The following is a 24,919-nucleotide window of genomic DNA, read 5'->3' as shown; positions in this document are numbered from 1 at the left end:
GATGTCAGCGCACCTCGACGCTGGCCCAGCGGCCGCCGTCCTCGAAGGCCTTGGCCTCGGGCTCGTACATGCGGAACAGCCGTGCGGGCGGCAGCTTGAAGGTGCCGCGCTGCGAGAAGCGAACCAGATGGCGCACGGTCAGCGGCGTGCCGGCCACCAGAGAGTCCACCGGCACGGCGTAGCCCTGCGCGGTGCCCTGGCTCTGCGCGCGCTCCATCGGCTGCAGCTTGCCGGCGCTGTCGGCCATGTCGATGCCCCAGGTGCTTTCTTCCACGGCCGCGCCCGGCGGCAGCGCGGCTTCGACGAGGCTCCAGCGCATGGCCTTCGGTGCCGTCACCGTGAGCTGGTCGAGGTAGAGCGCATTGGTGTCCAGCGGCGTGCCGGGCTTCACGGCTTCGAGTTTCACCGTGATGCGGCCGTCGTCGACCGTGGAGACGGACGCGCTCGGCGCCGCGGCGGGCTGGCCCGGCGCGGGTGCGGCCGGTGCTTGCGGCGCGGGACGCGGTTCGGTGACCACGCGCCACAGCGTGCGTTCGACCTTGGCATCGAGGGCGGGTGCCTGCGTTTCGCTGCTCTCGTAGCTCACGAAGGCCCAGGCCGCCTTCTGTCCGGCAGGCAGCTCGAGCGTCGAGGGCACGGCGGTGCCCGACGGCAGGCGCCAACTGGTGCCGCCGCCATCGGTGGCGCGGACCCAGGGCGCGGCCAGGGTGGGCACGTCGTCGCTGGCCGCGAGCTTGCCGCCGCCCATGGCGCGCTGCAGCCACAGCAGCGTCTGCGCGCGGTCGATGGAAGGCGCATCGGCGCGCACTTCGGCAAGCACGGCGGCCGCCTTGTCGGCGCCGGCGCGTTGCGTGGCCATCAGCAGCGCCTGCACCAGCGGCGTGTCGACGCCGGCCAGTCGCGCGGCGGCTTCGTCGGCGGCGGCGCGGGCTTTGGCGCTGGCAACCGCCGGACCGGCGGTCTGCACCGCCAGCACCAGCGCCATGTCGCGGGTGTCGGGCACGGCGCTGTCCACCATGACGAGGCTGCCTCGGCGTTGCGCGCGCTGCGCGTCGCCGGCCGGCTGCGCGGCCAGCTGGTCCGCCAGGCCGCCGGCCATCGAGCCCACGGGCAGGCCCATCTCCTGCATCCAGGAGAGCGCCAGCGCACGTTGCAGCGCTGGCAGCTTCTGGCCGTCCTTGGCGTAGACGTCGAGCAGGCGCTGCCAGTTGGAGGCCGGCAGCGTCACGCGCAGCGCCTGGGTGGCGCGCCAGTCGGCGTAGTAGGCATAGGTGGTGAGGAAGGCATCGGCCGGCATGATGCGTCCCCACCAGCCGAACTGCGCCTGCGGGCCGGCCATCTGCGCCAGCGACAGCCGCGCGGTGGCCAGGCGCTGCGTCAGCGCCGGTGCCAGCGCCTGCTGCGCGGGCGAAAGCGACTGCAGCGCGATCGACAGCGGCAGCATGCGGCTGGCGGTCTGCTCGACGCCGCCGTAGGGGTTGGCGATCAGCGCATCCAGTTGCTGGCTGAAGGCGCCGGCCGCGGCGTCCTGCGCCAGCGAAACGCGCACGCGCGATGCATCGGCCGGCAGGGCCAGCGCCGCGCTGCCCGAGGCCAGGTCGATCGACTTGCCGCGCGGCGCGCGCCAGGCCACCGGGACGCGGCGCACCGGCACGTCGAGCTTGTCGACCACGCGGGCGTCCTGGCGCAGCGTGACGCTGACCGCGCCGGACTTGTCGGCCTCGCCGGCGGCGATTGGCAGCGCGATGAAGTTCACGCCCGGGCGCACGGTGACCGTGTCCTTGCGCTCCACGCCCGCGCCGCTGGCGGTCCACTCGACCTTGGCTTCGCGCCCGGTCTGGTTGAAGAGGGCGAGCGAGGCCTGTGCCTTGTCGCCCTGGCGCTGCCAGTCGGGGCTGGTCCACTTGGCGTAGAAGGCCTTGTCGGAGCGCACCCAGCTCACCTGCTGGCCCACAGCGCCGGCCGCGTTCATGGCGCGGCCGGTGATGCGCCAGCGCGTGAGCGAATCGGGCATGGTGAAGCTGAAGCGGGTGTGGCCGGAGGCGTCGGTCGCCAGGCGCGGCTCCCAGGCGGCGGTGTCGATGTTGTCGCGGCGCGGCCGCTCCAGCACCTTCACCGCGCGGTCATTCACCTGGCGCGCGCCGGGCAGCGTGCCCAGCTTGCTGGTGGCGAGGTCGTAGCCGATGAAGGACAGGCTCGCGCTGGTGCGCACGTTGTTGCGGCGCGGGTGGTAGAAGAAGTCGCTGATGGCCGGGGCGATCTCGGGCTGCAGCACGTAGATCATTTCGTCGACCACGCCGACCGCGAGGTCGGTGGCCACCGGCTTGCCGGCCAGCGTGGCGCTGACGTCGATGGTGACCGTGTCGCCGGGTTCGTACACCGCCTTGTCGGGCGTGAAGGCCAGCACGATGCGCTCCTGCTCGACCATGATCCCCTGGTTCTGGAAGACGTAGTCGCCGTTCTTCACGTAGGCCACCGACAGCGTCATGTTGGGGCTCATGACGTCGCGCACGGGCAGCGTGAACTTCCACTGCGTGGGCGCCACGCGCTCGCTCTTGATCCAGTCGGCGCCCCGGCCCATCAGCGCGGTGGCTTCGACGCGGTCGCGCTCCAGCGTGAGCAGGGCGTTGTCCACCGGCTCCGGAAAGCTCACCAGCACCTGCGCCGTGTCGCCGGCGCGGTAGCTCGCGCGGTCGAGCACCATGCCGACGCTGCCGGCCGGTGCCTTCACGCCGTCGCCGCTGACCCAATGGCTGGCCCCGCCGACGATGCGGCCCTTGTCGTCCAGCAGGGAGACGGTGTAGCTGCCGGGCTGCGGAAAGTTGATCGAGAGCGTGTCGCCCGAAGGCATGGCGCCGGATTGTTTGGAGCGGTCTTCCAGCCGAACCCATTGCCATGTGGCGGGGCGCGCCTGTGCGGCGGGCGTGTCGGGCGCCGTTGCCGCCGTCGTGGTACCGGCGCGCTGGCTGGCCGCGAACTTGAAAGCCACGGCCTGGCCCGGCTGCGAGAACTGCCGGTCGGCCGCGAGGCGGAACGAAGCCGCGCCGCGCTCCACCAGGATTTCGCGGGAGGTGCGCACGCGGTAGGCCGCGCCATCGGTGGCCAAGGCGGTCAGCAGGTAGCGGCTGGGCTCGGTGGCGGCGGGCAGCGAGAACTTCGCGATGCCGTCGCCGTCGGTCTCCAGCTCGGCCTGCTGCAGCTTGACCGGAAACTGGCCGGCGTAGTCGAGTTCGCCGTTCACCATGGCGAGCTTCTGCGAGCGCGCCGTGAGGCTGACGCGCGCATGCGTCACCGGCTTGCCGTCGGGGTAGTTCAGCTGCAGCTTGCCGCCGACCGGCTCGCCGGTCTTGAAGTCGGTTTTCTCGGGCAGCAGCACGATGTCGAAGTGAGGCTTCTGGTAGTCGGCCACGCGGAAGGCCGCGGTGTAGGTGTCGCCGCCCATGGCCAGGCGCAGTTCGTAGCCGCCGGCCACGGCGTTGTCGGGCAGGGGAAAGCGCGCGTCAGCACCCTTGGCGCCGGAGAAGGCCAGTTTCTGCGCATGCACCAGCTGGCCGGCCGGGTCGAGCACCGCGAGCGCCAGGTCGGCGTCTTTCAGCGCCACGGACTCGCGCGCGCTGCGGAACTCGCGCCCGCTCACCTTCACGTTCACCCAGTCGCCCGGGCGGTACAGCGGGCGGTCGGTCACGGTGTAGACCTTGGCGTTGTAGATCTCGCTGTCGTAGTAGAAATTTTCGGAAATGAAGACGCCGCCCGCGGGGTCCTGGCCGAACACGTAGGTCTGCTCGGGCGACTTGCGGTCCAGCTTCACCAGGCCCTGGCCGTCGGCCTCGCCGCTCTTGAGCACGCCGACGCCGTCGGTCCACACCACCTTGGTGCCGGGCACCGGCGCGCCCGCCGCGCGCTGCGCCGCCCACACCAGCATCTGGTCGCCAGAGACCTTGGTGATGGCCACGGTGTCCGACACGAACAGCAGCGTGGTCGCGCGGAACTGGCCGCTGATGGCTTCCACCAGATAGAGACCGGGCGCGCGCTTGCCCACCGGCACGAACACGTTGCCCTCGGAGGCATTGATGAACTCGCTGCTGGAGCCTTCGAGCTTCACGCCCTTGGGCAGGCCGATGGCCTTGGCCTTGTGCACCGGATAGCGAAAGCGCTCCACCACCGGCAGGCCGGGGATCGGACGGAACTGCCGGGGCTCCTCGAAGACCGAGGGCTGCGTGAGCTTGGCCGGCGTCTTGAGCTCGGGCGCCTGCTGCGTGACGGCGCGGCGCGCGCTGGACGAGAACATCTGCTGCCAAGCCAGGCGCGACTTGACCACCCAGCTGTCCCACAGGTGGGTCAGCGTGTTGGCCAGGCCCTCGTCGGCGGCGCGCGCGCCCACCTGCACGCGGTGCAGGTTCTTCTGTTTCTGCAGGAAGGGCAGGGCGTCGGGAATGCGGTAGACCAGCACATCGACGCCGCCCACCTGCTCCAGCGCCGAGGGCTGGTTCACTTCGAGTCGCACCAGGGCGGTCTGGTCGCTGGCGAAGGTGGCGTCGGAAAGCAGGAAGAAGGGCTCGCCGGTGTAGGGCGTGCGGCTGTTCTCGAGCGGCTGGGGTTGCGGCTCGGGCGCCGCAAGCGCCGCAGGCGGCTGCATCGACGCGCATGCGGTGGCAACCGCGAGCGCCAGCGGAAAAAGACGCCGCCACAGGGACTGGAGTGGTGTGTGCATGGTCATCGTGCGAGAAAAGCCAGCCGGTACACACCGGCGAAATTGGGGTTGTCGTCGGCGGGGCGCCAGCGCGTGTCGCTCCAGCCGAGCAGTTGTGTGGCGCGCACGGCGCGCAAGCCGTTGTCGCCCGGCAGCACGCGGCCGGTGTGATAGGCGATGTAGTTGCCCATCCACACCATCAGGTGCTGCTCGTCGCCCTGGTCGTAGAACAGCATGTCGCCGAGCAAGGCCTGCTGCAGCTGGCGCGAGACGAAGCGCGTGTTTTCCTGCACCAGCTCGAGCGCGCCGACATAGGCGTCGCGCGTGCCGTCGACGCGCCGCCAGGTGTTGCGCAGCGGGGCCGCAGCGGCGGGGTCGATGTCGGGCGGCAGGCGGCGCGCGAGCAGGCCATTGGCGCGGCGCCAGGCCACGTCGTGCTCGCGCAGCGACTCGGCCACCGAGAAGCGCACCAGCCCCGCGCAGTCGCGGTGGGTCCAGCGCGGCGTGGGGCCGCGCTCGATCTGCTCGTGGATCAGCAGGGTCATCCAGTCGCGCAGGCGCGAGGACTGTTCGCGGTCGAGTGTCGGCGTCTCGGTGGCGGCTGCCGCGATGGCCGGCAGCGCGGGCATGGCGCAGGCGGCGGCAAGCGCCGCGCCGCGGCCGAGCGCCGTCCGGCGGCTGATGCCGGCCGTGATGGAGGCGGGGTTCACTTGGGTTGCTGCGTTGACGACGCAGGCGACGCCGACATTGCCTGCCACTCGACGGGCACCCAGCCGTTGCCGTCGCCCGCGCCTTGCGTCACGGCCCGCGCCGGCGGCAGCTTGCGCAGCGCATCGAGGCGCGGCACCAGGTGCTGGCGCGCAGCCTGGCGCAGGATTTCCTGCTCGGCGGGCAGCACGGCCATGGCTTCGCGCTGCAGCAGGTCGGCAATCTGCGCGGGTGCGCCGACCACCAGCGTCGTGCCGCCCGCCGGGGGCAGCGTGTCGGCCACGCCGGGGTATCGCCTGGCCTGCGTGTTCAGCGCCAAGTCCACCAGCTTGTCGTCGGGCGAGAAGGCGATCCAGCGGCCTTGGCGTGCAAGGGTTGGCTTGTAGGCCTTGGCGTCGCCGTCGGCATACGGACCCCACGGCGCCTTCACCTGGCTTTGCCACTTGCCGACGCCGGGCTTCGCCGCGGAATCGTCGGTGTCGGCGGCATTGCTGGAGATCACCCAGCGCGCGAGGCTGGCAAGGGCCTCGTCGGTCTTGGGGTCGGCACCGGCCTTCATCTGCGCGACGAAGAGCGGCGTGTGCAATTGCGAGCGGGCATACCAGCAGACGGCGGCGGGGCCTTCGAACTGCGCGACCAGGGCCTTCAGCGCGGCGGCGTCAGGCGGCGCGGCTGCCTTGTCGCTGTCGGCGGCCGATGGCGACGGCGGGGCGTCCGCCATCAGCTGCTCCATCTGCGTCCATTCGACCGGCAGCATCGTGCAGGCCGCCGGGTTGGCCGGCAACGCGGACCACAGTTCGCGGTCGCCCGGTGCGGCGGGCAGGGTGCCGGCGGCTTTCACACGCACGGCGGTGCGCAGCGTGGCGCCGTTCTGCGCCACGTCGAAGCGCACGGCCTGCACGCCCGGAAAGAAGTGCTGGTAGCCGAAGGACAGCAGCCGCGCATCGGCAACGATCGAAGAGTTGCCGGCACCGTCCTGCTCTGCCAGGCCGAAGCCGCGGCGCCAGGCCGACTGCGCGCGGGCATCACCCGACAGCAGGCCCTCGACCACCTCCTGAGCCGGCGCGCTGGCCTGGCCCTCGCCGTTGAACAGCAGGCCAGGATCACTCAGCACCACGACGCGGTTGCCCTGCGACAGCAGCACCAGCGTGCGGCGCGGCGACAGCACCAGCGCATAGGCATTGACGTCGCCGCCGTTGACGCGCAGCGTGCCGAGGATGCTCAGTTGCGAGTCTTTGGCGGCGATGCTCGCCAAGCCCTGCAGCGCGGTGGCGACCGCGCCGCGCGTCATGGTCACGGCCCAGTAGCGCGGCGCGCCCTTGGCATCGGGCCACCAGGCCATTTCGGCGGGTTCGTCGAGGGCGGTGGCCAGGAGCTGGTCGGTCCAGGTGGTCTCGCGCTCGTACGCAATGCGCTTGATCGCGCCGCGCAGGCTCAGCCGGTCTTCCTGGTCTTCGTAGTAGAAGGCGAAGTCTTCGGTGAGAACGTCGCGCACCACCGGCGCCTGCACGATGTCGCGCGGCAGGCGCGAGAGCGCGGGAGTGGAGACGTAGGCGAAAGGCCTGGAAAGGTCGACGCCCAGGGCGTTGATGTCGCCGTCGAAATGCGGCCGCCGCATCTTGACGACGACCACGCCAGCAGCCAGCAGCACGATCGCCGCCGCGCCCGCTGCAAACCATTTTCTTCTTCGGTCCATGAGTCCCTCCCGGCATGAAAGCAGCGCTGCTCACGGCAGCACGGCTTTGATTCTGGCAGGTCCATGGGGCGTCCCATGAAGTCCGGGTGAAGTCGCCGTGAAGCGACTCCGCCGCGGCAAATGGCGCGCGAAGTGGCGCGCGTTCAGCCGATCACTTCGGGCCAGTCGGTGTGGAAGAACTGGCCTTCGGGCTTGTCGGTGCGCTCATAGGTGTGGGCGCCGAAGAAGTCGCGCTGCGCCTGCAGCAGGTTGGCCGGCAGTCGCTCGGTGCGATAGCTGTCGTAGTAGGCCAGCGACGCGCTGAAGGCCGGCACCGGAATGCCGTTGCTCACCGCCAGCGCCACCACTTCGCGCCAGCTTTGCTGGGTGCGGTTGAGCAGGTCCTTGAAGAACGGGTCGAGCATCAGGTTGCCCAGCGCCGGGTCGGTGCGGAAGGCGTCGGTGATGCGATTCAGGAAGCGCGCGCGGATGATGCAGCCGCCGCGCCAGATCGATGCGATGCCGCCCAGGTCGAGCTTCCAGTCCTTCTTGTCGCCCATCGTCTTGATGAGGTCGAAGCCCTGGGTGTAGCTGATGACCTTCGACGCATACAGCGCGTCGTGCACCTTGGCCACCAGCGCCTTCTTCTCGAGCGACAGCTCGATCTTCGGCCCCTGCAGCAGCTTGCTGGCCGCCACGCGCGCCTTCTTCTGCGACGACAGCACGCGCGCCTCGACGGCCGCGTTGATGGTGCTGATGACCACCGCGTTCTCGGCCGCGTTGATCAGCGTCCACTGGCCCGTGCCCTTCTGGCCGGCCTTGTCGAGGATCACGTCGACGATCGGCTTGCCGGTTTCCGGGTCCTTCTGCTCGAGCGCCTTGGCGGTGATCTGGATCAGGTAGCTCTGCAGCTCGCCGTCGTTCCATTCGTTGAAGATGGCGGCCATCTCGTCGGTGGTGAAGCCGGCCGCCTTGAACAGGCTGTAGGCCTCGCAGATGAGCTGCATGTCGCCGTACTCGATGCCGTTGTGCACCATCTTCACGTAGTGGCCCGCGCCGCCGGGGCCGATGTGAATGACGCAGGGATCGCCGTCCACCTTGGCCGCGATGCTCTCGAAGATCGGCTTCATCACTTCCCAGGTGGAAAGCGGGCCGCCCGGCATGATCGACGGGCCCTTGCGCGCGCCTTCCTCGCCGCCCGACACGCCGGCGCCGATGAAGCGCAGGCCTTTGCTGCTCAGGTAGGCGTCGCGGCGTTCGGTGTCGGTGTAGAGGCTGTTGCCGCCGTCGATGACGATGTCGTCCTTGTCCAGCAGCGGAATGAGCTGCTCGATCACCTGGTCGACCGGCGCGCCGGCCTTGACCATGATCTGGATCTTGCGGGGTTTGGCCAGGCTCTGCACGAATTCCTCGAGCGTCTTGGCGCCGACCAGTTTCTTGCCGGGGTTGGCGGCGATGAAGGCCTCGGTGGTGGCCTCGGTGCGGTTGTACACGCTGACCTGGAAGCCGCGGCTTTCCACGTTCAGCACGAGGTTCTGGCCCATCACGGCCAGGCCGATCAATCCGAAATCGCTTGGGTTGCTCATGGCCCTTCTTTCATTCATGTGCGGGCGTGGAACGCTCGGCGCACGGGTTTGGTTCGAGAACCATTTTGCCGGGGTCGGGAAAGGGCCGCCGTCGGAGGCGGTCTATACCCGCTTGGCAAGCGGGCGCGGCTTGGGTATGTTGGCGCGCATGAGCACTGCCATTCACCGCTGGTCGACCGACGCCGTGCCGCCCGCCCAGCGGCTGGACTACTGGGTGGGCGCTGTGTGCGAGGGCTTCCTCGAGATGGACGTGACCAGCCCCGAGGCCGGGCGCTTCGGCGCCACGCTGGAGTCGGCGCCGCTCGGGCCCATCGTCGTGAACCGGGTGCGCGGCAGCGCGCAGGATGTCTTTCGCACCCGCCGCGCCATCGCCCAGAGCCGCCACAACTACTTCTACCTGCTGTGCAAGACCGACTCTGCCTGGGTGGCGGTGCAGGACGGGCGCTCGGCGCGGCTGCTGCCCGGCGACGCGGTGCTGGTCGATTCGCGGCGGCGCTATGAATTTCATCTGCTGCAATCGGCCGACACCCTTTCTCTCGAGCTGCCGACCGCCTGGGTCGAGCAGTGGATTCCCGATGCCGGCGACCAGGTGGCGCGGCGCATCGACGGCCAGTCCGGCTGGGGCGGCGTGCTGTGCGGCTTCCTGCGGCAGCTGTCACCGGAAGTCGCGGTTCAGCCGCCGCTGTCCGCCGGTTTGTTGAGCGACCAACTCGGCGGCCTGCTGGCGCTGGCGACCGGGCAGGGCCTGGCGAGCGAGCCCGGCACCAGCCGCGCGGCACTGCGCCGCCGCGTGCTCGACGCCACGCGCGAGCGGCATGCCGAGCCCGGGCTCACGGCCGCGAGCGTGGCGCGCGGGCTGGGCATTTCGGAGCGCAGCCTGCACCGCTGCCTGGCCGGCGGCGCAAGCGGCGGCGAGGGTGCGACCACCTTCGCCAGCGCGCTCGCGGGCTTCCGGATGGCGGTGGCGCGGCGCATGCTGGGCGATGCGCGCTTCGACCGGCTGGGCATCGCGGAAATCGGCTTTCGGGTGGGGCTGACGGATGCCTCGCACTTCGTGCGCCAGTGCCGTGCGCACCTGGGCGCCACGCCGGGGGAACTGCGGCGCCGGCGCTGAGCCGGCAACCGCCCGCGCGCTCAGATGGCGCGCAGGTTCACTCGCTTTGAAAGGGCCTCCGCGCTTTCGCGTCGCTCGCTGTAGCGGTCGACCAGGTAGCCGGCGCAGTCGCGCGTGAGCAGCGTGAACTTGACCAGCTCCTCCATCACGTCGACCACGCGCTCGTAGTACGGCGACGGCTTCATGCGGCCCGCCTCGTCGAACTCCATGAAGGCCTTGGCCACCGAAGACTGGTTGGGGATCGTGAGCATGCGCATCCAGCGGCCGAGCACGCGCAGCTGGTTCACCGCGTTGAACGACTGCGAGCCGCCCGACACCTCCATCACCGCCAGCGTCTTGCCCTGCGTGGGGCGCACCGAGCCGGTGGACAGCGGGATCCAGTCGATCTGCGATTTCATGACGCCGGTCATGGCGCCATGCCGTTCGGGCGAGGTCCACACCATGCCTTCGGCCCATTGCGCGAGGCCGCGCAGTTCGCTGACCTTGGGGTGGTCTTCGGGCGCGCCGTCGGGCGGCGGCAGGCCGTGCGGGTCGTAGATGCGGGGCTCGGCGCCCATGGCCCGCAGCAGGCGCGCGGCTTCCTCGGTCAGCAGCCGGCTGTAGGACCGTTCACGCAGCGAGCCGTAGAGCAGCAGGATGCGCGGCGCATGCGTGGCGCGCTGCGCGGGCAACAGCGAGTGCAGGCCGGGCAGGCGGAAGGCCTCCGGGTCGAGGTTGGGAAGGTCAGGGGCGTGCGACACGCTGGCCTTTCGCATCGATGACGGGCTCGCCATCCTCCTTGGAAAACGCGCCTTGCTGCGGGCGCGGCAGGATGTCGAGCACCGCTTCCGAAGGCCGGCAAAGGCGTGTGCCCAGCGGCGTCACCACCACCGGCCGGTTGATGAGGATCGGGTTCGCCAGCATGAAGTCGATCAGCTGTTCGTCGCTCCACTTCGGATCGTCCAGGCCCAGGTCGTCGTAGGGCGTGCCCTTGCGGCGCAGCAGGTCGCGCACCGGCATGCCCATCTGTGCAACGAGACGCCGCAGCGTGTCGCGGTCGGGCGGGTTCTTCAGGTACTCGATGACGACGGGCTCGTCGCCGGTGTTGCGGATCAGCCCGAGCACGTTGCGCGACGTGCCGCAGGCGGGGTTGTGATAGATCGTGATGTCGTTGTTCATGGCAGTGGAATGCTCAGTCGAAACGCCAGTGCCGCCAGGGTGACGAACAGCACCGGCAGGGTCAGCACGATGCCGACCCGGAAATAGCCGCCCCAGCCGATCACGGTGCCCTTCTTCGCGAGCACGTGCAGCCAGAGCAGCGTGGCGAGGCTGCCGATCGGCGTGATCTTCGGGCCGAGGTCGCAGCCGATCACGTTGGCGTAGACCATCGCTTCCTTCACCGCGCCGCTAGCGGCCGAGGCGTCGATGGAAAGCGCCCCGACCAGCACCGTGGGCATGTTGTTCATGACCGACGACAGCACCGCCGCGAGAAAGCCCGTGCCCATTGCCGCGCCCCAGATGCCGCCTTGCGCGAACACGTCGAGCAGCGCGGCCAGTTGCCCGGTGAGCCCGGCGTTGCGCAGCCCGTAGACCACGAGGTACATGCCGAGCGAGAAGACCACGATCTGCCAGGGCGCGCCGCGCAGCACGCCGCGGATGCCGATCACCGGGCCGCGCCCCGCCACCGCCAGCAGCACCACGGCGCCGAAGGCGGCCACCGCGCTGACCGGCACGCCCAGCGGCTCGAGTCCGAAGAAGCCGAGCAGCAGCAGCGCCAGCACCACCCAGCCGGCGCGGAAGGTGGCCGGGTCGCGGATCGCATCCGCCGGTGCCTTGAGCCGGGCCGCGTCGTAGCGCGCCGGAATGCCGCGGCGGAAATACAGCATCAGCACCGCGAGGCTCGCGAGCACCGCAGCGATGTTCACCGGCACCATGACCGAGGCGTACGCGCCGAAGCCGATCCTGAAGAAATCGGCCGAGACGATGTTCACCAGGTTGGACACGATCAGCGGCAGGCTCGCGGTGTCGGCGATGAAGCCCGCCGCCATGACGAAGGCCAGCGTGGCCGCGGGCGTGAAGCCCAGGGCCGCCAGCATCGCCATCACGATGGGGGTGAGGATCAGTGCCGCGCCGTCGTTGGCGAACAGCGCCGACACCGCCGCGCCCAGCAGCACGACCAGCGCGAACAGCCGCCTGCCGCGCCCGCCGCCCCAGCGCGCCACGTGCAGCGCGGCCCATTCGAAGAAGCCCGCTTCGTCGAGCAGCAGGCTGATGACGATCACGGCGACGAAGGTGGCGGTCGCGTTCCACACGATGCCCCAGACCACCGGAATATCCGCCGGCTGGACCACGCCGAGCAGCAGCGCAACCGCCGCGCCCAGCGATGCGCTCCAGCCGATGCCAAGGCCGCGCGGCTGCCAGATGACCAGCACCAGCGTGACGACGAAGATCAGGACCGCGATTGGCATCGCGGCCTCAGCAGCCGCATGCCGACGAAGCCGCGTCGGCGGCGCAGGGCTCGCCCTGGCAGCAGTTCTCGGTCAGGTAGCCGAGCAGGGCGTTCATCTGCTCGAAGGCGGCGCGGTAGACGAGGTTGCGCCCCTGCCGTTCCTGCGACACCAGCCCTGAATGCATCAGTTCCTTGAGGTGGAACGACAGGCCGGTGCCTGACACTTCGAGCGATTCGGCCAGTGCGCCGGGCGTCAGGCCGGCGGGGCCCGCGACCACCAGCGCGCGGAAAACGCGCAGGCGAACGGGCTGTGCCAGGGCGGCCAAGGAGCGGACAACGTCGTTTTCTTCCATATTTCAAGTATCGTTGAAATATTGAATGGATGCAATCGCCGAGGCCGCTGGCACGAATCGGCCAGCCGGCTGGCACGAATGGGCTATTCAAAGCCGGCCGCTGTTCCTAAAGTCCTCATCCGTCGCAACAACGAAAGAGACATCCATGTCAGATACCTATGTCCTGGTCCACGGCGCATGGCACACCGGCGCCGAGATCGAAGCCGTGGCCGACGGCCTGCGCGCGGCCGGCCACACCGTGCATTGCCCCACGCTGGCGGGCAACAACCCCGGCGACGACCGCAGCAGGATCGGCCTGGAAGACGCCATCGAATCTGCCGTGCGCTACATCGAGGAAAAGAACCTCACACAGGTGCGGCTGGTGGGCCACAGCTACGGCGGGATGGTGATCTCGGGCGTGGCGGACCGCATCGCGCCGCGCCTGAAGCGGCTGGTCTACATCAATGCCTTCGTGCCGCTGGACGGCGAGTCGCTCAACGACATGGTGCCGCCGCACTACGTGACGCTGTTCGATGCCGTCGCCGAGGCCAACGGCAATGCAGTGACCCTGCCGTTCGAGATCTGGCGCGAAGCCTTCATCAACGACGCCGACTTCGCGACGGCCACCTCCGCCTACGCCAAGCTCAACCCGCATCCGTACCGCACCTTCACCGACAAGATCCGGCTGAAGCAGCCGCTGGCGGCGCTGGCGCTGGGCAAGTCGTACGTCAACTGCCTGCAGGACACGGCGATGCCGCACGGCCTGCCGTGGCACCCGCGCCTGTCGGAGCGGCTGGGGCTGTTCAGGCTGGTGGAGTGCCCCGGCAGCCACGAGATGTTCTTCTCGAATCCCGCGCGGCTGGCGCAGGCCATCATCGAGGCGGGGCGCGACTGAGCGCCCAGGGTCAGCTGCCGTCGAAGAGTGCGTCGTACACGCGGATCGACGCATAGGCGTCGTTCGCGGCGTAGCGGATCTGCGCTTCGGTGAGCTGCCTGTTGGCCCAGTTCGAGGTGGTCGCCTTGCGCGACTTGATGAAGCGGCGGTTGAACACCAGCGCCACCGCCGCCTTCACGCCGACCGACTTGCGGTAGCCGCGCTTGCGGAATTCGTTGTCGATGTCGAACACCGCCTTCGGCTCGATGCCCAGCCGGTTGCGTATCAGCGTGAGGTCGCCCGAAAGCCCGAAGCCGACCTTGCGCAGTTCGGTCGAGGCGATGAGCGCGGCCACCACCGAGTTGCAGTCGGTGCGGTGCAGCTGGAACAGCCAGGCCGTGTCGCGGGTGGAGAACTGCACCACGTGCGGGCCGCCCGACACTTCGTTCTTCGCGAAGGTGGGTTTCGATTCGGTGTCGAAGCCGGCAATGCCGGCGGCCAGCAGCGCGGCGGCGGCATGCTCGGCGTCCTGCAGCGTGGCGACGACCACGATCTCTTTCAGGCCGAGGCCTTCGAAGGGTTCGAGCAGCGCGATCTGTTCGCGCTCGGGCAGGGGCGGGAGCGCCGGTCTTTGCTGTTCGCTCACCGGGAGGCTGCTTTCGTTGTCTTTTTCTTCACTGCGGCTTTCTTTGCTGCGATTTTCTTTGCGGGCGGTTTCTTCGGCTTGGACGGCTGGCCCGAGCGCAACGCGGCTTCGTAGGCGCGGCGGCCCCAGAGGGCTGCCTCGTGCCGGTCCTCGAACAGGTCGGCAGGGGCCAGCCGGTAAGACATCGGCATCGACTGGCCCTGGCGCTCGTAGGTGAAGGGCGGAAGGTCCAGTGCGTCGAAGTAGGGCGCGCTCTCGGCGTCGGCCTTGAGGTAGAGCGTGTCGTTGGCCACGAGCGCGATCATGCGGTCCTCGTGCCAGATGCCGTGGCCGCCGAACATGCGGCGCGTGCGAATGCGCCCAAGCCGCTCGAACACCTCGTGCAGGCTGTCGACGAACTCGCTCATGCGGTGATCTCGATGCGGTTGCCGTCCGGGTCCAGCACCACGCTCTCGTAGTAGCCGTCGCCGGTGCGGCGCGGGCCGTCGAGCAGCGGATAGCCGTCGGCCTTCAGCCGCTGGGTGAGCGCATCGACAGCCGCGTCGGAGCCCACGCTGATGGCCAGGTGCGTCCAGCCCATGCGCTGCGCGCCGGCCTCGGCGGTCACCGGGGAAAGGGTGCTGGTGGTCATGGCCTCGATACGCGCGCCGTGGCCCAGGCTCAGGAAGCACGAGGCGAAGCCCTTGGCCGGGTTGACGTACCCCGCGCCGGCGGTGGCGCCGAAGTAGTCGACATAGAAGCGCTTGCAGCGTTCGAGATCGGTGGTCCAGAGTGCGATGTGGTCGATGCGCATGGGATGCGGGAAGAAGGGCTGAATCAGCCCACGCGCCACGGCGGGCGAGAGGGCGACCAATGGTAGGCGATGCGTTCGCGGCCGCTGCTCGGGTGGCGGTCGACCGTGCCGCGCTCCAGGCCGTAGCGCTCGTAGAAGCGCTGCGCCGAAGTGTTGGTCATTGCCACGTGCAGCCGCCAGCCGGTGGGAATGCGCACGCAGGCCTCGTCGAGCAGTGCCTTGCCCAGGCCCTGGCTGCGCAGGTGCGGTTCGACGAAGAGCTGGGCCACGTATTCGCGCCGCTCCAGCAGCACCATGAACGCCAGCACCTGGCCTTCGCGTTCCGCCAGCACCACGTCGGCGGGCGGGCCGAACTCCGTGTGCACGCGGTGCAGCCAATGGGCGATGGGTTCGATGACGGCGGCGCCGCGGTTGGCCGCGGTCCAGGCCCGGCGCCAGATGCCGGCCAGCACCATGTTCTCTTCGGCGGAGCCTTCGCGCGACCGCAGTTGGAAGGCGGGAATTTGGGCGGCGGACATGCGGCTCATGATACGGCGCGAGCCCGCCGCGGTCGACCTGGGCGCGGCTCAGGCGTGCAGGCTTTGCGCGTGGTGCGCGATGTGGTCGGCCATGAAGCTCTGGATGAAGTAGTAGCCGTGGTCGTAGCCCGCGTGGCGACGCAGAACGAGCGGCTGGCCGGCGGCGAAGCAGGCGGCCTCGAACACCTCGGGGTGCAGTTGCTCCGCGAGGAATTTGTCGCTCAGGCCCTGGTCGATCAGGATGCCCTGCGGATAGGGCGCGGCCACCTGCGACTTCATGAGCGCGCTGGCGTCGTGCGCCAGCCACTGGGCGCGGTCGTCGCCGGGCGCCCCCAGATAGCCGGCGAAGGCCTTCTCGCCCCACGGGCACTGCGTGGGCGCGCAGATCGGCGCAAAGGCCGAGAGCGACTTGAAGCGCCCCGGATGCCGCAGCGCCAGCGTGAGCGCGCCGTGCCCGCCCATCGAATGGCCGAAGATGCCGATGCGGTGGTCGTCGACGGCGAAGTGCTTGGCCACCAGCGGCAGCAGCTCGTGCACGATCCAGCTTTCCATGCGCCAGTGCGCGGCCCAGGGCTCGGCGAGCGCGTCGAGGTAGAAGCCCGCGCCGATGCCGAAGTCCCAGTTGTCCTTGGCGCCCGGAAGGGTCTCGACCTCGGCGCCGCGCGGGCTGGTGTCGGGCGCGATCAGCGCCAGCCCCAGGCTCGCGGCCATGCGCTGCGCGCCGGCTTTCACCGCGAAGGTCTCTTCGTTGCAGGTCAGGCCCGCGAGGTAGAGCAGGGCGGGCACGGGGCCGTTCGCGGCCTGCGGCGGCAGGTAGACCGAGAAGCGCATCGGCAGGCCGATTTCATGCGAGCGGTGCTCATGGAAGCTCTGCACGCCGCCGAAGGCGTGATGCTCGGAAAGGGTCTTGGGTGTGTTGTCTGTCATGTCGGGTTCTTGCGCAGCGCGGGGGCCAGCTCGAGCACGGCGTCGGCGAATGTGCGCGGCGCTTCCTGCGGCATGTTGTGGCCCACGCCGGGCACGAGACGGTGCGAGCGCTGGCCGCCGAAGCGGTGCGCATGGGCCGACGCCTGCGCGGGTGGACGCACGCCGTCGTCGATGCCGTCGAAGGTGATGGTCGGCACGGTGATGGTGGGCTGGGCCGCCAGGCGGCGCTCGATGTCGGCGTAGGCCGGATCGCCAGGCACCAGGCCGAAGCGGTGGCGGTACGACTGGATCACCACGTCCACGAAGTCGGGGTGGTCGAAAGCGGCGGCGCTGCGCTCGAAGGTCGCATCGTCGAATTGCCAGGTGGGCGACCACAGCTTCCACAGCAGCTTCGTGAAAGCCTTGCGGTCTTTCTCGAGGCCCGCGCGGCCGCGCTCGCTGTGAAAGTAGTACTGATACCAGAGGCTGTGCTCGTTGGCCGGCGTGTCGGGCTCCATCGCCTTCGCGATGTTCTGGATGTTGTAGCTGTTGAAGGACACCAGCCCCGCCACGCGCTCCGGCCACAGTGCCGCGACCACGCAGGCGGCGCGGCCGCCCCAGTCGTAGCCGGCCAGCACCGCGCGTTCGATCTTCAGCGCATCGAGCAGCGCGAGGAGGTCGGCGCCGAGCGCGGCCTGCTCGCCAGAACGCGGCGTGGCGTCGCTCAGGAAGCGCGTGGCGCCGTAGCCGCGCAGGTACGGCACGATCACGCGGCAGCCCTGATCGGCCAGCATGGGCGCGACTTCCGCATAGGTGTGGATGTCGTACGGAAATCCGTGCATCAGCAGCACCGGCGGGCCGTCGGCGGGGCCGGTCTCGAAGTACGCGACTTCGAGGACACCGGCCGCGATCTTGCGCAAGGGCTCCATGCGGTTCATGGCCGGTGCCTTCCTGGTTTTTTAGTAGAGGACCACGCCGCGAATGGATTCGCCGCGCTTCATCAGGTCGAAGCCCTTGTTGATGTCTTCCAGCGGCATGGTGTGCGTGATCAGGCTGTCGATGTCGATCTTGCCTTCCATGTACCAGTCCACGATCTTCGGCACGTCGGTGCGGCCGCGCGCGCCGCCGAAGGCCGAGCCTTCCCACTTGCGGCCGGTGACCAGCTGGAACGGCCGCGTGCTGATTTCCGCGCCGGCTTCGGCCACGCCGATGATGATGCTGCGGCCCCAGCCCTTGTGCGTGCACTCCAGCGCCTGGCGCATCACCTTGGTGTTGCCGATGCACTCGAAGCTGTAGTCGGCGCCGCCGTCGGTCAGCTGCACGATGGCATCGACCACGTTCTCGGTGTCCTTGGGGTTGATGAAGTGCGTCATGCCGAACTTGCGGGCCATGGCCTCGCGCTCGGGATTCAGGTCGACGCCGATGATCTTGTCGGCGCCCACCATCTTCGCGCCCTGGATCACGTTCAGGCCGATGCCGCCCAGGCCGAACACCACCACGTTGGCGCCGGCTTCCACCTTGGCCGTGAAGATCACCGCGCCGATGCCGGTGGTCACGCCGCAGCCGATGTAGCAGACCTTGTCGAAAGGCGCGTCCTCGCGGATCTTGGCCAGCGAGATTTCAGGAGCGACCGTGTAGTTGCTGAAGGTGCTGGTGCCCATGTAGTGGGCGATGGGCTTGCCGTCCAGGCTGAAGCGGCTGGTGCCGTCGGGCATCTGGCCCTTGCCCTGCGTGCCGCGGATGAGCTGGCACAGGTTGGTCTTGCGGCTCAGGCAGAACTTGCACTGGCGGCATTCGGGCGTGTACAGCGGAATGACGTGGTCGCCCTTCTTGAGCGTGGTGACGCCGGGGCCGACATCGACCACGATGCCCGCGCCTTCATGGCCCAGGATGGCGGGGAAGATGCCTTCGGGGTCCGCGCCCGAGAGCGTGTAGTAGTCGGTGTGGCAGATGCCGGTGGCCTTGATCTCGACCAGCACTTCGCCGAAACGGGGACCGTCGAGGTCCACGGTTTCGATGGTGAGCGGCGCTCCGGATTTCCACGCGACGGCGGCTTTGGTTTTCATGGTGTTCGGTTCTTCAGAAGGCGAAAGGTGTGAGGATACTCAGGCGGGGCCAGCGGGGAAGATACCCGACATGCCGATGAACCCGTGCACGTGCCGGACATTCCAGACCCAGTTTCGCAGTGCGGGAAATTCGTCGAGCGAAACGCCGCCTTCGCCCGCCAGCGCCACATAGGGAAAGCAGGCGATGTCGGCAATGGTCGGCTCGGGCGCCGACGCGAGCCAGCGCAGGCCGGCGCCGGCCTGCTCGGCGAGGTGGTCGTCGAGCACGCGGAACACGGCACGCGCGCCGTCGCGGCAGGCCTCGATGTCCAGGTGGTGGTAGCCGAGGGCGTCGTGCAGCCGCGCGGCCGACGCGGTTCGGGTGATCTCGTCGGCGGTCGCGAGCCACATCGCGATCTGGCCGCGCAACTTCGGGTCTTGCGGATACCAGCGGCCATGCGGGTCGTAGCGGCTCGCGAGGTAGACCAGGATGGCCTGCGCGTCGCGCAGCACGAAGCCGTCGTCGTCGAGCACCGGCAACTGGCCGAGCGGGTTCACGTGGGCCAGGAACGCGGCCGACTTGTGTTCGCGGCCGGGAAAGAAATCGACCGGCACAGTCTGGTATTCGACGCCGAGCCACGCCAGCATCTGCCGCACCTTGAAGCAGTTGCCCGACAGCGGGTAGTCGTACAGCTTCACCGTCATGCCGCCGCCCTCACGCCGAAGCGCATGCCGCGCTCGCGCAGCCAGCGCCGGTAGGTGACGGAGGACGTGTCGCCGCGCGTCGGCGTTTCGGCGCGGCCTTCGAGCGGCATGCGCTTGAAGGCATGGTTCTCCAGGATGGGCTTGTCCTGCCCGAAGATGGTGTGCTGGAAGGCAATGAGTTCTGCGTCGGTGGAGTCGTCGTCGAAGCAGGCGAGCATGGTGTGGGCGATGACGTGCTCGTCGTCGACGGGCTGCAGGAAGAGGCCGATGGCGTCGAGTTCGCCCGCGCGGAAGCTCGACTTGTAGAGCATGGCCGAGAAGGGCTGCATCACGCGGTACTTGTAGAGCACCTCGCTGCCCGACGAATCGTGCGCGGCCGAGGCCCGCGGCTGCCAGAAGCGGCAGTCGGTCGCCCAGATCTCGCCGGTGGCGGGTTCGACCTGCACTTGGTATTGCGCCACCTCGGTGTGCGGCACCTTGCCGAGATAGTCGGCATGCACGAAGGGAAAGTGCGCCATGTCCAGGAAGTTCTCGATCACGCGCAGGCCAGACACCGCCACGCCGATGCCGCCGCAGTCGATGGTGCGGCGGCCGGGCTCGCTGTATTCGGGAAAGTCGAACAGCGGGCGCGCCGGGTTGCCGCTGGGGCAGGCCCAGAGATAGCCGTAGCGCGACTGCACGGTCAGCGGCCGGTCGGCGAGGCGGCACTGGGGCGTGCCTTCCGGGTCGATCCACAGTTGCACGGTTTCGCCGAGCAGGCGGGTGGTGCGCGGCGCGGGCGCGGCGGGGCCGATGACGAGCCAGTCGTCGAGCATGTTGGGGTCGTCGGAGACGAAGGGCATGGTGTCTTTCAGCCGAGGGCTTCGATGTCGCCGCGCAGGTTGCGCGCGGCGGTGTGCAGGGCCTGCATGGCGGCGGAGCCCTGGGGCGCGTCCGTCCAGAGGTGGATGAAGGCGAGCCGGGGCTGGGCGTCGAGGACGAGCGCGGCGACAGCCGCCTCGCCGAGCCGGCCACGCCAGGCGCCCGAAGCCGTGCCGGCGACCAGGCCGCGTTGCGCCAATGCTTCTCTCACCGCGTCGGCGGGCGCGTTCACGGTCAGCGTGCGGCAGAAGTGCCAGCCGGCGGGCACGGCATCGGCCAGTGCCGGCGGCGCGGCGGGCGCTTGTGGCGACAAATGGACCCACAGCATCCCTGCCGCCTCCGCCGCGGCGAAGGTCCTGGCGCACACGTTGCGCGGTGCCGGCATGGCCGGGTGCGCGGGAATGCGGGTGCACTGGCCGCTGCCGGCTTCGTACTGCCAGCCGTGATACGCGCAGGCCAGATGGTTGTCGACCACCTGCCCCAGCGTGAAGCGCACGCTGCGGTGCGGGCAGCGGTTTTCCCAGGCTTGGGCGGTGCCGTCGGCGGCTCGCCAGAGCGCGAGTTCCTGGCCTTCGGCGAAGCCGGCGACGATGTTGTCGCCCGGGCGCAGGTCGGCCGAGCGCGCGACGGGGTGCCAGGCGGCGGAGTTCTGTGTGTTCATGGATCGTGGGGAAGGTGCAACAAGGCTTGCGCCGGTGATACCGTACCGCTTCCCACGCACCGATGAAAGTCACATGAAGAGACGCTGCTTTTCATTCCTGCAACGCCGGGCCGCATGAGCCGGATCGACCTTGCCCTGGTCGAGGCCTTCGTGCTGGTCGCCAGGAGCGGCAGCCTGACCAAGGCCGAAAGCCTTTCGGGCACGTCCAAGGCCACGCTGAGCCGGCAGCTCACGCGGCTGGAAGAGCTGCTGGGCGCGCAACTGCTGCTGCGCAGCCCGCGCCGCATCGCGCTCACCGAGGCGGGGCGCGCCTTCCTGCTGCGCGGCGAGGGGCTGCTCGACGAAGTCACGGGCCGGCTGGAGGCAGCCAGCACCGAGATCCACGAGCTGACCACGGGCGTGTCGGGCCGCCTCTCGCTGCTGTCGGATACGCAGTTCAGCACTTCCTTCGTCTGCCATGTGGTCAAGCTGTTCCTGGAGTCGCACCCCGAGGTGCGCTGCCAGCTCGATGTGGCCAACGGCTTCCACGCGCCGCGGATCGGCGACGTCGACTGCTATGTGTGCTCCGAGCCGCCCGACGCGCCGAACCTCGTGGCCAAGCTGCTCGGCCGGCTGAACTACGGGCTCTTTGCGAGCCCGCAGTACCTGGCGCGGCACGGCACCCCGTCTTCGCCGGCGGAGCTGGCGGCGCACCAGTCCATCGTGATGAAGGAGCCTTCGGGGCGCTCGCAGGTGCTGCTGGTGTCGGGCGCGCAGAGTTTTGCCTTCGAGCCGGAGCCCGCCTCCGAGACCAACGACCACTGGGTCATGAAGACCTTTTGCATCGACGGCCTTGGCATCGCGCTGCTGCCAGCTTTCTTCGTGCGGCCGGAGGTGGAGCAGGGCGTGCTCGCGCCGGTGCTGCCGCAGTGGCAGCCCGAGCCGCGCCGCATCTACTGCGCCTACCAGCGCCAGCGCTACATGGGGCAGAAGCTGCGGGCCTTCGTCGACCTGATGGCGCGCTGCGTGGTCGACATCGACTCTTACAACTACTACGTCGGGTCATCGGCGGCGCGGCGCCGCAGGGCGGGCGCGAGACCATAATCGGCGCCTGCCAGACCGACCCTCATTCATACAGCCATCATGAAGAAAATCCTTGTCCTCAACGGCCCCAATCTCAACCTGCTCGGCACGCGCGAGCCCGAACAGTACGGACGCGACACGCTGGCCGACGTGGAGCGGCTGTGCAAGGAAACGGGCGCGAAGCACGGCGTCGAGATCGAATGCCGCCAGTCGAACCATGAAGGCGTGCTGATCGACTGGATCCAGGAAGCCGGCCGCGAAGTGGCTGCGGGCAACATGCTGGGCGTGGTGATGAACCCCGGCGCCTACACGCACACCTCGATCGCCCTGCACGACGCGATCAAGGGTGCGAGCGTGCCGCTGATCGAGCTGCACATCTCGAACGTGCACGCGCGCGAGCAGTTCCGCCACCACTCGTACATTTCGCCGGCGGCGAAGGGAATCATCGTGGGGCTGGGCGTGAAGGGCTACACGCTCGCCATCGCGGCGCTGGTTCCCTGACTAATACTGCTGCTTGGGCGCCGTAGCCTTCCAGCTGCGGCTCACGCGGCCCTGGTTGTCGATGCTTTCCAGATGAACGTCGAAACCCCAGAGCCGCGCGACGTGCTTGAGCACCTCTTCGGCGCCGTCGTGCAGCGGCAGGTGGTTGCGCTGGGTGTGGCGCAGGGTCAGAGAGCGGTCGCCGCGCGTGGCCACGTTCCAGACCTGGATGTCGGGCTCGCGGCTGCCGATGTCGTACTGCCGTGACAGCGATTCGCGCAGCGCGTGGTAGCCGCTGTCGTCGTGGATGGCGGACACCTCCAGCTCGGCTTCGCTCTGGAAATCGCGGATCGAGAACAGGCGGAAGTCGCGCATCGTCTTCGGGCTCAGGAACTGGCCGATGAAGCTCTCGTCCTTGAAGTTGCGCATGGCGTAGTCGAGCGTCTTGACCCAGTCGGTGCCCACGAAGTCGGGGAACCAGCGGCGGTCTTCGTCGGTAGGCTTCTCGCACACGCGGCGCAGGTCGGTCATCATCTTGAAGCCGAGCGCATACGGGTTGATGCCGCTGTAGGCACGGTGCCCCACCGGCGGCTGGTAGATCACGCCGGTGTGCGAGCTGAGCCATTCCATCATGAAGCCGTCGGCCAGCTGCCCGCGGTCGTACATGGTGTTGAGCAGCGTGTAGTGCCAGAAGGTAGCCCAGCCTTCGTTCATGACCTGGGTCTGGCGCTGCGGGTAGAAGTACTGCGCGATCTTGCGCACGATGCGCACCACTTCGCGTTGCCACGGCTCGAGCAGGGCGGCGTTCTTCTCGATGAAGTAGAGCAGGTTCTCCTGCGGCTCCGAGGGGAAGCGCTTCGACGAATCGGCCTCGGCCGCCTGCTCGCTCTTGCGCGGCAGGGTGCGCCAGAGGTCGTTCACCTGCTGCTGCATGTGGCGCTCGCGCTCGGTGCGCTGCGCGCTTTCTTGCGCCAGCGAGCGCTTCTGCGGGCGGCGGTAGCGGTCGACGCCGTAGTTCATCAGCGCATGGCATGAGTCGAGCAGTTGCTCGACCGCATCGAGGCCGTGGCGCTCCTCGCATTCGGCGATGTAGTGCCGTGCGTAGACCAGGTAGTCGATGATGGACGAGGCATCCGTCCACATGCGGAACAGGTAGTTGCCCTTGAAGAAGCTGTTGTGGCCGTAGGCCGCATGCGCGATGACCAGGGCCTGCATGGCCATGGTGTTCTCTTCCATCAGGTAGGCAATGCACGGATCGGAGTTGATGACGATCTCGTAGGCGAGGCCCATGTGGCCGCGCTTGTAGTTCTTCTCGGTCGAGATGAACTGTTTGCCGTACGACCAGTGGCGGTAGATCATGGGCATGCCCACGCTGGCGTAGGCGTCCATCATCTGCTCGGCCGTGATGACCTCGAGCTGGTTCGGATACACATCGAGGCCGTAGCCCTTGGCGGTCTTGGCGATCTCGGCGTGGTAGGTCTCGATGAGTTCGAAGGTCCAGTCGGAGGGGCTGGGCAGGCGTTCGAGAACACGGTCGGTGATCATGATGTCACCCCTTCCTTCTTGAACAGGTCGCGGAAAACCGGATAGATGTCCTGCGCGTCGGACACCTTGCGCATCGCGAAGTTGGGCTGCACGCCTTCGAGCTGCTGGTACTCCTGCCACAGGTTCTGCTCGGTCTCGGCCACCTGCACGTAGGCGTAGTAGCGCACCACGGGAAGGATGTTGTCGACCAGCAGCTCGCGGCAGCGGCCGCTGTCCTGGTGCCAGTTGTCGCCGTCGCTGGCCTGCGCGCCGTACACGTTCCACTCGCCGCTGGGGTAGCGCGCCTTGATGATCTCGTCCATGAGCACCAGCGCGCTCGACACCACGGTGCCGCCGGTCTCGGTGGCGTGGAAGAACTCTTCCTCGGTCACTTCCTGCGCCTGCGTGTGGTGGCGCAGGAACACGAGGTCGATCTTCTCGTAGTGCCGCGTGAGGAACATGTACAGCAGCATGAAGAAGCGCTTGGCCATGTCCTTGCGCGCCTCGTCCATCGAGCCCGACACGTCCATCAGGCAGAACATCACCGCCTTGGCGCTGGGCACGGGCGTCTTCACGCGGTTGCGGTAGCGCAGGTCGATCGGGTCGATGTAGGGCACGTGCCGCATGGTGCGGCGCAGTTCTTCTATGCGCTCCTCGGTCTCGCGGATCTCGTTCTGTATGAGGGCCTGCGCGGCTTGCGGATGCTGCTTGAGCTGCTCGAGGTGCGCTTCCAGGCGCTTGAGCTCCTTGCGCGGCTCGCCGCCCAGCGCGATGCGGCGGGCGAGGGCACCGCGCATCGAGCGCACCACGTGCAGGTTGTTGGGCGAGCCGTCGCTGGTGAAGCCGGCGCGGTGGCTCTTCCATTCGGGCACGTCGGCGATCTGCGTGCGAATGAGGTGCGGCAGCGCCAGGTCGTCGAAGAAGACGCGCATGAATTCTTCGCGCGTGAGGCGGAAGACGAAGTCGTCCTCGCCCTCGCCGCTGTCGCTGGCTTCCCCGCTGCCGGAACCGCCGCCGCCCCCGCCTTCGGGGCGCTTGATGCGGTCGCCCTTCAGGTACTCCTGGTTGCCTGGGTGCACGTACTCGCGGTCGCCGCCGCGCGCGTGCCCGAACACGGGCTCGGACACATCGTGGCGCGGCAGGGTCACGTCTTCGCCTTGCTCCAGTTCGCGGATGTTGCGGCCGCTGACGGCGCGCCTCACCGCTTCCTGGATCTGCCCCTTGTAGCGCCTGAGGAAGCGCTCTCGGTTGCCAATGGACTTGTTCTTGCCCGATAGCCGGCGGTCGATGATCTGCTGCAGGATGGCCACG

24 protein-coding genes are annotated in these 24,919 nt (G+C 68.8%); 4 read left to right on the top strand and 20 right to left on the bottom strand.

Annotated elements, in window-relative coordinates; translation table 11 throughout:
- Positions 1 to 4 precede the first annotated feature (4 nt).
- The 4 genes from L3V85_RS24700 to gnd all read right to left on the bottom strand — a co-directional run bounded on the left by L3V85_RS24700 (position 5) and on the right by gnd (position 8,659).
- Positions 5 to 4,711: an MG2 domain-containing protein gene (locus L3V85_RS24700; protein ID WP_237675316.1), complete on the bottom strand. Its 4,707-nt coding sequence runs from the start codon at positions 4,709 to 4,711 to the stop codon at positions 5 to 7.
- A gap of 2 nt (positions 4,712 to 4,713) precedes the next feature.
- On the bottom strand, positions 4,714 to 5,319 hold the full coding sequence (locus L3V85_RS24695; RefSeq protein ID WP_414080243.1) for a DUF1175 family protein: 606 nt from the start codon (positions 5,317 to 5,319) through the stop codon (positions 4,714 to 4,716).
- Positions 5,320 to 5,396: 77 nt separating this feature from the next.
- Positions 5,397 to 7,094, bottom strand: a complete 1,698-nt coding sequence (locus L3V85_RS24690) for a DUF2138 family protein (protein ID WP_237675314.1) — start codon at positions 7,092 to 7,094, stop codon at positions 5,397 to 5,399.
- Positions 7,095 to 7,237: 143 nt separating this feature from the next.
- The gene (gene gnd, locus L3V85_RS24685) at positions 7,238 to 8,659 is read right to left on the bottom strand and encodes a decarboxylating NADP(+)-dependent phosphogluconate dehydrogenase (RefSeq protein ID WP_237675313.1); all 1,422 of its coding nucleotides are present in this window, start codon (positions 8,657 to 8,659) and stop codon (positions 7,238 to 7,240) included.
- Positions 8,660 to 8,807: 148 nt separating this feature from the next.
- Between gnd and L3V85_RS24680 the strand changes: the two genes are divergently transcribed.
- Complete coding sequence (locus tag L3V85_RS24680) at positions 8,808 to 9,773, top strand: helix-turn-helix domain-containing protein (RefSeq protein WP_237675312.1); 966 nt, start codon at positions 8,808 to 8,810, stop codon at positions 9,771 to 9,773.
- A 20-nt stretch (positions 9,774 to 9,793) separates the two neighbouring features.
- On the opposite strand, the gene arsH is transcribed toward L3V85_RS24680, so the two are convergent.
- The 4 genes from arsH to L3V85_RS24660 are packed head-to-tail and all read right to left on the bottom strand — an operon-like array spanning position 9,794 to position 12,554.
- On the bottom strand, positions 9,794 to 10,528 hold the full coding sequence (arsH, locus tag L3V85_RS24675) for an arsenical resistance protein ArsH (RefSeq protein ID WP_237675311.1): 735 nt from the start codon (positions 10,526 to 10,528) through the stop codon (positions 9,794 to 9,796).
- Positions 10,497 to 10,931 carry an arsenate reductase (glutaredoxin) gene (gene arsC / locus L3V85_RS24670; protein ID WP_237675310.1) on the bottom strand — a complete coding sequence of 145 codons (435 nt, stop codon included), beginning with the start codon at positions 10,929 to 10,931 and terminating at the stop codon, positions 10,497 to 10,499. Before arsC ends, arsH begins: the two co-directional genes overlap by 32 nt.
- Positions 10,928 to 12,220: an arsenic transporter gene (locus tag L3V85_RS24665; protein ID WP_237675309.1), complete on the bottom strand. Its 1,293-nt coding sequence runs from the start codon at positions 12,218 to 12,220 to the stop codon at positions 10,928 to 10,930. The genes arsC and L3V85_RS24665 overlap by 4 nt, the downstream gene beginning before the upstream one ends.
- 7 nt (positions 12,221 to 12,227) lie before the next feature.
- Positions 12,228 to 12,554 (bottom strand): ArsR/SmtB family transcription factor, encoded by a 327-nt coding sequence (locus L3V85_RS24660; protein WP_237675308.1) that lies wholly within the window; start codon positions 12,552 to 12,554, stop codon positions 12,228 to 12,230.
- 145 nt (positions 12,555 to 12,699) lie between these two features.
- On the opposite strand from L3V85_RS24660, the gene L3V85_RS24655 reads away from it, so the two are divergent.
- Complete coding sequence (locus L3V85_RS24655) at positions 12,700 to 13,428, top strand: alpha/beta fold hydrolase (RefSeq protein ID WP_237675307.1); 729 nt, start codon at positions 12,700 to 12,702, stop codon at positions 13,426 to 13,428.
- Positions 13,429 to 13,438: 10 nt separating this feature from the next.
- Here the strand turns inward: L3V85_RS24655 and L3V85_RS24650 are convergent, their stop codons facing one another.
- The 10 genes from L3V85_RS24650 to L3V85_RS24605 are packed head-to-tail and all read right to left on the bottom strand — an operon-like array spanning position 13,439 to position 20,542.
- Positions 13,439 to 14,053, bottom strand: a complete 615-nt coding sequence (locus L3V85_RS24650) for a 3'-5' exonuclease (protein ID WP_237675306.1) — start codon at positions 14,051 to 14,053, stop codon at positions 13,439 to 13,441.
- Complete coding sequence (locus L3V85_RS24645; protein WP_237675305.1) at positions 14,050 to 14,460, bottom strand: TfoX/Sxy family protein; 411 nt, start codon at positions 14,458 to 14,460, stop codon at positions 14,050 to 14,052. The genes L3V85_RS24650 and L3V85_RS24645 overlap by 4 nt, the downstream gene beginning before the upstream one ends.
- Positions 14,457 to 14,846, bottom strand: coding sequence for a VOC family protein (locus L3V85_RS24640; protein ID WP_237675304.1), 390 nt, complete (start codon positions 14,844 to 14,846; stop codon positions 14,457 to 14,459). The genes L3V85_RS24645 and L3V85_RS24640 overlap by 4 nt, the downstream gene beginning before the upstream one ends.
- 23 nt (positions 14,847 to 14,869) lie before the next feature.
- On the bottom strand, positions 14,870 to 15,364 hold the full coding sequence (locus tag L3V85_RS24635; protein WP_237675303.1) for a GNAT family N-acetyltransferase: 495 nt from the start codon (positions 15,362 to 15,364) through the stop codon (positions 14,870 to 14,872).
- Between the two features lie 48 nt (positions 15,365 to 15,412).
- Positions 15,413 to 16,291, bottom strand: coding sequence for an S-formylglutathione hydrolase (fghA, locus tag L3V85_RS24630; RefSeq protein ID WP_237675302.1), 879 nt, complete (start codon positions 16,289 to 16,291; stop codon positions 15,413 to 15,415).
- Positions 16,288 to 17,208: an alpha/beta fold hydrolase gene (locus L3V85_RS24625; protein WP_237675301.1), complete on the bottom strand. Its 921-nt coding sequence runs from the start codon at positions 17,206 to 17,208 to the stop codon at positions 16,288 to 16,290. The genes fghA and L3V85_RS24625 overlap by 4 nt, the downstream gene beginning before the upstream one ends.
- 21 nt (positions 17,209 to 17,229) lie before the next feature.
- Positions 17,230 to 18,336, bottom strand: coding sequence for an S-(hydroxymethyl)glutathione dehydrogenase/class III alcohol dehydrogenase (locus L3V85_RS24620; RefSeq protein ID WP_198085695.1), 1,107 nt, complete (start codon positions 18,334 to 18,336; stop codon positions 17,230 to 17,232).
- A gap of 39 nt (positions 18,337 to 18,375) precedes the next feature.
- On the bottom strand, positions 18,376 to 19,020 hold the full coding sequence (locus tag L3V85_RS24615; protein WP_237675300.1) for a glutathione S-transferase family protein: 645 nt from the start codon (positions 19,018 to 19,020) through the stop codon (positions 18,376 to 18,378).
- Complete coding sequence (locus L3V85_RS24610; RefSeq protein WP_237675299.1) at positions 19,017 to 19,862, bottom strand: aromatic ring-hydroxylating oxygenase subunit alpha; 846 nt, start codon at positions 19,860 to 19,862, stop codon at positions 19,017 to 19,019. Before L3V85_RS24610 ends, L3V85_RS24615 begins: the two co-directional genes overlap by 4 nt.
- 8 nt (positions 19,863 to 19,870) lie before the next feature.
- The gene (locus L3V85_RS24605) at positions 19,871 to 20,542 is read right to left on the bottom strand and encodes a Rieske 2Fe-2S domain-containing protein (RefSeq protein ID WP_237675298.1); all 672 of its coding nucleotides are present in this window, start codon (positions 20,540 to 20,542) and stop codon (positions 19,871 to 19,873) included.
- Between the two features lie 114 nt (positions 20,543 to 20,656).
- Here L3V85_RS24605 and L3V85_RS24600 point away from each other — a divergent pair, with 114 nt between their 5' ends.
- Together L3V85_RS24600 and aroQ are read left to right on the top strand one after the other, a co-directional pair.
- On the top strand, positions 20,657 to 21,625 hold the full coding sequence (locus L3V85_RS24600) for a LysR family transcriptional regulator (protein ID WP_237675297.1): 969 nt from the start codon (positions 20,657 to 20,659) through the stop codon (positions 21,623 to 21,625).
- A gap of 39 nt (positions 21,626 to 21,664) precedes the next feature.
- Positions 21,665 to 22,105, top strand: coding sequence for a type II 3-dehydroquinate dehydratase (gene aroQ, locus L3V85_RS24595; protein ID WP_081268598.1), 441 nt, complete (start codon positions 21,665 to 21,667; stop codon positions 22,103 to 22,105).
- Here the strand turns inward: aroQ and L3V85_RS24590 are convergent, their stop codons facing one another.
- Both L3V85_RS24590 and L3V85_RS24585 read right to left on the bottom strand, forming a co-directional pair.
- Positions 22,106 to 23,629: a SpoVR family protein gene (locus L3V85_RS24590; protein WP_237675296.1), complete on the bottom strand. Its 1,524-nt coding sequence runs from the start codon at positions 23,627 to 23,629 to the stop codon at positions 22,106 to 22,108. It lies immediately after the preceding gene.
- On the bottom strand, positions 23,626 to 24,918 hold the full coding sequence (locus tag L3V85_RS24585; RefSeq protein WP_237675295.1) for a YeaH/YhbH family protein: 1,293 nt from the start codon (positions 24,916 to 24,918) through the stop codon (positions 23,626 to 23,628). Before L3V85_RS24585 ends, L3V85_RS24590 begins: the two co-directional genes overlap by 4 nt.
- Between the last annotated feature and the right edge of the window lies 1 nt (position 24,919).

Origin of the sequence: Variovorax paradoxus (genome assembly GCF_022009635.1) — a bacterium.
Taxonomy (GTDB): domain Bacteria; phylum Pseudomonadota; class Gammaproteobacteria; order Burkholderiales; family Burkholderiaceae_C; genus Variovorax.
This window is presented reverse-complemented; position numbering and strand designations above follow the sequence as displayed.